The organism is Microcoleus sp. Pol12B5 (assembly GCF_036701335.1).
In the GTDB taxonomy this organism is placed as follows: Bacteria; Cyanobacteriota; Cyanobacteriia; order Cyanobacteriales; family Microcoleaceae; genus Microcoleus.
Genome location: NZ_JAUBQQ010000129.1, coordinates 1 through 5202, shown reverse-complemented (window position 1 = coordinate 5202; position 5202 = coordinate 1). Strand labels below are relative to the sequence as shown.

The window sequence follows — 5202 nt, the reverse complement described above, 5'->3', positions numbered from 1 at the left end:
TTTTGCCAACCTTCACAAGGATGCCATTATCTAGACTACATAGATGATATTTTTTGTCAATGCGTAAGTCCTATAATCTATCACCACAGACAAATAATGTGGCGATAGACAAATAAATCAAGGCGGCACCCAGATTTGAACTGGGGGTGGAGGTTTTGCAGACCTCTGCCTTACCACTTGGCTATGCCGCCGTCACGCCTGAAATTTGACGTTTTCTTATAGTACACCAAATCTCGAAAATTTTAACATACCTGTCAAAAATTTCGTAAAGCGCAGCTATCCCCTAGGGAATCGCCCTTTTTTCCCACACCTCCAAAACCCATCCGAGGCTATTCTAGAACTACATCGATCGCCCGTAACACCAGCCATGACACCAGTTTCTCCCCTACTCGTCGCCCAAATCACCGACACTCACTTGTTTGCAGAGATCGATCGAGAATGGAAAGGCCTCTCAACAACCCGCACCCTCCAAGCAGTTCTCGATCGCTTGCAACAGATACAGCCGCCGCCCGACTTACTCCTACTCACAGGCGACTTGTCCCAAGACGAAACACCAGAATCCTACCAGCGCCTAGTCTCCCTCATCGCCCCCCTCGGAATACCCGCCTACTGGATACCTGGGAACCACGACAACATCCCAGTCATGGCAGAAATCTTAAATCAGTCGCCTCTTTCCCCAGAAAAATCATGGATGCTAGGAAACTGGCAATTTCTATTACTTTCGAGTGTGGAAGCGGGATGCGACGGCGGGCGGCTTTCTCCAGAAAGCTTGCATTGGCTCGACTCTCAACTGCAACAAACCGGCGATCGACCTGTTATCATTGCCTTGCACCATCATCCTTTGCCGATCGACTCTGAAATAATGGATGGAATGATGCTGCACAATGCCGATGAATTTTTAGCAATTGTCGATCGATATCCTCAAATCAAAATCGTTCTTTGTGGCCACATTCACCAAGAATTTCAACAACAGCGGGGGTCAGTTACCTACTTGGGGACACCCAGCACCTGCATCCAACTTTTACCGAAAAGTTATCCGATTATCCTTGACGAAATCCCCCCGGGATTTAGATTGCTTGAATTGGCGATCGACGGTACTTGGAACACTAGAGTTGAGCGAGTTGCTACAAAATCGCCACTAACTTAATATTTTTTAGTAGACCTAAAATAATTAGTATCAAATTTACATTTTGTTGTCAATACATCAACAGATAGATTCTTTTTAGCAGCCCCATCTATTATGATATTTATTAACGATAGATGGCAGACCTACGTAAACTAGCAAGCTACGAACAAAAATCTATCTGGCAATATTACAAAATAGGAAAAACTAAATATATGTCTGAACTCAATGGCGTGATGATGCAGTATTTCCACTGGTACAGCCCCGACGACGGCAGCCTGTGGAATCAGCTAGCGAAATCTGCAAAAGATTTAGCCAAAAAAGGCGTTACATCCCTTTGGTTGCCGCCAGCCTATAAAGGAACCGGCGGCGGTATGGATGTAGGTTACGGCGTCTACGACTTATTCGATTTAGGCGAGTTCGACCAAAAAGGGTCGGTACGCACGAAATACGGCACAAAAGATGAGTATTTGGCCGCCATTAAAGCTGCACAAGATGCTGGAATTCGGATTTATGCCGATGTTGTTTTCAACCACAAATTAGGTGCCGATGCAGAAGAAGAAGCAGAAGCCACACCCTTCCATCCCGAAGACCGCAATGCCACAGTAGGCGAATATCAAAAAATCAAAGCTTGGACGCATTTTACCTTCCCCGGTCGCGACCAAAAATATTCCAGCATGGAGTGGCATTGGTGGCATTTTGACGCCATTGATTACAACGTTTACAACACAGAAACCCATGCCGTTTACCTGCTCAAAGGTAAAGAATTCGATCGAGGAGTAGACTTAGAAAAAGGCAATTATGACTACCTGATGGGTTGCGATTTAGATATGGACCACCCAGAAGTCAGCGGCGAATTAAAATACTGGGGTGAGTGGTATGTCGATACAACAAACGTTGACGGCTTTCGCTTCGATGCCGTCAAACACGTTAAAGCAGAATTTTTCCAAGAATGGTTGGAACACGTTCGCCACTATGCCCAACGCGACCTATTTGCCGTAGGCGAATATTGGTCTTACGAAGTGGAAGCTTTGCACAGCTTCATCCAAGCAACCGATGGTAAAGTCACCTTATTTGACGCACCTCTCCACTACAACTTCCACGCTGCTAGCAAGGCCGGCAATAACTACGACTTGCGAACAATTTTTGATAACACCCTCGTCCAACAGCAACCAGCCCTCGCCGTTACCTTGGTTGACAACCATGATTCTCAACCATTACAATCCCTAGAATCTGTTGTCGAGGCTTGGTTTAAACCTCTTGCCTACGCTTTAATCTTGCTGCGAAGCGAAGGATATCCGTGCATTTTTTACCCGGACTATTACGGCGATAACTATAAGGATACAGCAAACGATGGCAACGAATACGAGATTTGGTTAGATAAACATCAGTTTCTTCTCGATAAATTCTTGTTAGCGCGCCAAACTTATTCCTACGGCAATCAGTACGATTACTTCGACCACGCCAATACCATTGGCTGGACGCGACTCGGAACTGAAGAACATCCGGGCGGCATGGCTGTGGTACTCAGTAACGGAGGCGATGGCACTAAGTTTATGGAAGTCGGACAGCCGAATCGAACTTATATTGACATCACCGAACACATCAAAGAACCAATCACAACTAATGACGATGGTTGGGCTGATTTTAGGTGTAACGCCGGTTCTGTTTCGGTCTGGGTGCCACAGCCGTAAGGACTACGTTAAAATTTACGTAATCCTCTGCCTAAAGTAGGGTGTGCACTGCACACCTTACCGCTAGAATTAGTACCTTAAGCACTTTTAACTTGCATGATTTTGATGAAAAAAACTTGTTTGTAGTGAGGACTAAAGTCCTCTCTCTAGTATTATTTTTATGCTATTCGATCGCCCAAAAAAATATTTATCTAAAAAAATATGAAACTTTCAGAAAAAGTTGCAGTTATTACCGGCGGTGGGTCGGGAATTGGTCATGCAGCCGCAATTTTAATGGCCAAGGAAGGCGCCAAAGTCGCTATTATCGATCACATTTTGGAAACAGGGCAAGAAACCGTCCGCCAGTTGGTCAATGAAGGAGGCTGCGGGCTGGCTATTGCCGCAGATGTTGGGGATTCTCAGCAAATGCAACAAGCATTTCAAACAATTTTTGACAAATATCAAAGAATTGATATTGTGTTTGCAAATGCTGGTATTAACGGTGTATGGTCGCCGATAGAGGAGATAGAACCCGAGGAGTGGGATCGGACAATTAACACCAACCTCAGAGGAACATTTTTGACTGTTAAGTATGCTATTCCTCATCTGAAAAAACAAGGAGGTTCGATTGTCATTACATCATCAATTAATGGCACCAGAAGTTTCAGGAAAGTTGGTGCCACGGCCTACGCTTGTTCAAAAGCTGCCCAAGTAGCCTTTGCCAAAATGCTGGCGCTAGAACTCGCAGCCTGCCAAATTAGAGTCAATGTGATCTGTCCGGGCGGGGTGCTAACTGCTATTGAGGAAAGCACTGTTAAGCGCCATCTCGATCGCATTCCAGTTGCCCCTGATTCCATTCAAGACATGATTCCTTTGACGGATAATACGGCAGGTTCTAGCGAAGAAGTCGCCCAATTAGTGTTATTTCTGGTATCACATTCCTCCAGCTTCATCACAGGTACTGAAGTCTGGATTGATGGAGGCGGTTCTTTGATTTAAAATCTCAAGAGTTTATTTTTATTACTCGGCGGTTGAAACGGATTATACACAAACGAAGTCGCAGCAGAGGGGCACTTAAGAAATAAGAAGGTCTAAGGACTAACTCTCCATTGTTTAACAGCAGTTTGCAATGTCTGGGGCAGCCACTTATCGTACTGAGGATAAACAGGCAAACGCTTTACGAGTTCCCATCCCGATGCTGCTAAAATTTCTGTTAAAGTTTGGTGTTGCAGGTGAGGATAATCGGGATTAACTTCATCCCGCGGCCCGATTCCTCCTAAATCTCTAGCACCTGCTTCTAAACAAGCAAGTAATATGTCTGGGTGTGCAACTAAATTGGGGGGAATTTGCAGCCTGATTTCAGAGGGTAAAATGCTGCGGGCGATCGCAATTACTTCCGGCATTTTTGTAGAATCAAAAACTTCCCCGTCCCAACTTTGCTGATTTCCCGGACTGTGCGGCTGGAGGATAACTTCTTGAATGTGATTGTAACGCGAATGAATCCGGGCGATCGCCTCTAATGTCTCAATCCAATCTGCCTCACTTTCCCCAATTCCCAGCAGCAAACCAGTTGTAAACGGAATCTTCAATTCCCCAGCCCATTCTAACTGTTGCAGTCGCAGCGCCGGCACTTTACTCGGTGCGTGTCGGTGAACCGTTTGTAACAAATGTGGGGCAAGCTGTTCTAGCATCAGCCCCATCGATACATTTACCTCTTTTAACAGTGCCATCTCCTCAAAGCTGAGCGGCCCCACATTAGTATGCGGCAAAAATCCCAGAGCAAGTGCCAGTTCGCACAAATCGTAAATCCGCTGCAACCAAGCTTTTCGCCGTTTACTTTGAGGATGTACCTCGCCGCTGAGGATGAGAATTTCAATTACACCTTGAGTTTGCAGCCGCAAAAGCAGTTTTTCGGCTTCTGCGAGTGTTAGCCAAGGGCTTTGCAGCGGTTCTGCCCGAAAATTGCAATAGGTGCAGCGGTTAAAACACTCGTAAGTGGGAACCAGAGTATAAGCAGGGCTGTAGGTGACGGTGCGAGACATTCCTTGGGATAATTATCGATCGGACTTACGCAACAACATATATCTGTGCAGTGCGAGTTTTGCGGTTGGCGATCGCAACCCTTCATCTATCTTAACACTGACGCCCCTCCCGAATCTCGTTGCCCAGGTAGATTATGAGTATTCTTCATTTGTGGGCGATCGTCCACAAATTCCGCATTCAGCTTTTCAACTCCTTATATAGCAAGCCTTCTGGCTTTTAAAAATCATAATTTATGACACATATAAGAAAAACTGTTCTTAAAAGGCCTTTACAAACTGAAATAAAAGCTTTATGTTTATTTACATGGCAGAACACAAAGCCGTCACGAACATTGAAAACCAAATAAAGCAATCATAAACAAAT

Annotated in this window: 4 protein-coding genes and 1 tRNA gene; 3 read left to right on the top strand and 2 right to left on the bottom strand. The window is 45.2% G+C overall.

The genetic code is table 11. From position 1 onward, the window contains the following. Nucleotides 1–120 precede the first annotated feature (120 nt). Nucleotides 121–191, bottom strand: a tRNA-Cys gene (locus QUA24_RS26645). Nucleotides 192–367: 176 nt separating this feature from the next. Between QUA24_RS26645 and cpdA the strand changes: the two genes are divergently transcribed. The 3 genes from cpdA (at nucleotide 368) to QUA24_RS26630 (ending at nucleotide 3795) form a co-directional block, all read left to right on the top strand. Continuing rightward, nucleotides 368–1147: a 3',5'-cyclic-AMP phosphodiesterase gene (cpdA, locus tag QUA24_RS26640; RefSeq protein ID WP_333233388.1), complete on the top strand. Its 780-nt coding sequence runs from the start codon at nucleotides 368–370 to the stop codon at nucleotides 1145–1147. 191 nt (nucleotides 1148–1338) lie between these two features. Next, nucleotides 1339–2817 (top strand): alpha-amylase, encoded by a 1479-nt coding sequence (locus tag QUA24_RS26635; RefSeq protein ID WP_333233386.1) that lies wholly within the window; start codon nucleotides 1339–1341, stop codon nucleotides 2815–2817. Between the two features lie 201 nt (nucleotides 2818–3018). Continuing rightward, on the top strand, nucleotides 3019–3795 hold the full coding sequence (locus QUA24_RS26630) for an SDR family NAD(P)-dependent oxidoreductase (RefSeq protein WP_333233384.1): 777 nt from the start codon (nucleotides 3019–3021) through the stop codon (nucleotides 3793–3795). A gap of 92 nt (nucleotides 3796–3887) precedes the next feature. On the opposite strand, the gene cofG is transcribed toward QUA24_RS26630, so the two are convergent. Beyond that, nucleotides 3888–4838 carry a 7,8-didemethyl-8-hydroxy-5-deazariboflavin synthase subunit CofG gene (gene cofG / locus QUA24_RS26625; protein ID WP_333233382.1) on the bottom strand — a complete coding sequence of 317 codons (951 nt, stop codon included), beginning with the start codon at nucleotides 4836–4838 and terminating at the stop codon, nucleotides 3888–3890. Between the last annotated feature and the right edge of the window lie 364 nt (nucleotides 4839–5202).

What these genes read in the sequence shown, in the direction of transcription:
- cpdA (WP_333233388.1), top strand. Translation starts at nt 368, where the DNA reads ATGACACCAGTTTCTCCCCTACTCGTCGCCCAAATCACCGACACTCAC.
- QUA24_RS26635 (WP_333233386.1), top strand. Translation starts at nt 1,339, where the DNA reads ATGTCTGAACTCAATGGCGTGATGATGCAGTATTTCCACTGGTACAGC.
- QUA24_RS26630 (WP_333233384.1), top strand. Translation starts at nt 3,019, where the DNA reads ATGAAACTTTCAGAAAAAGTTGCAGTTATTACCGGCGGTGGGTCGGGA.
- cofG (WP_333233382.1), bottom strand. Translation starts at nt 4,838, where the DNA reads ATGTCTCGCACCGTCACCTACAGCCCTGCTTATACTCTGGTTCCCACT.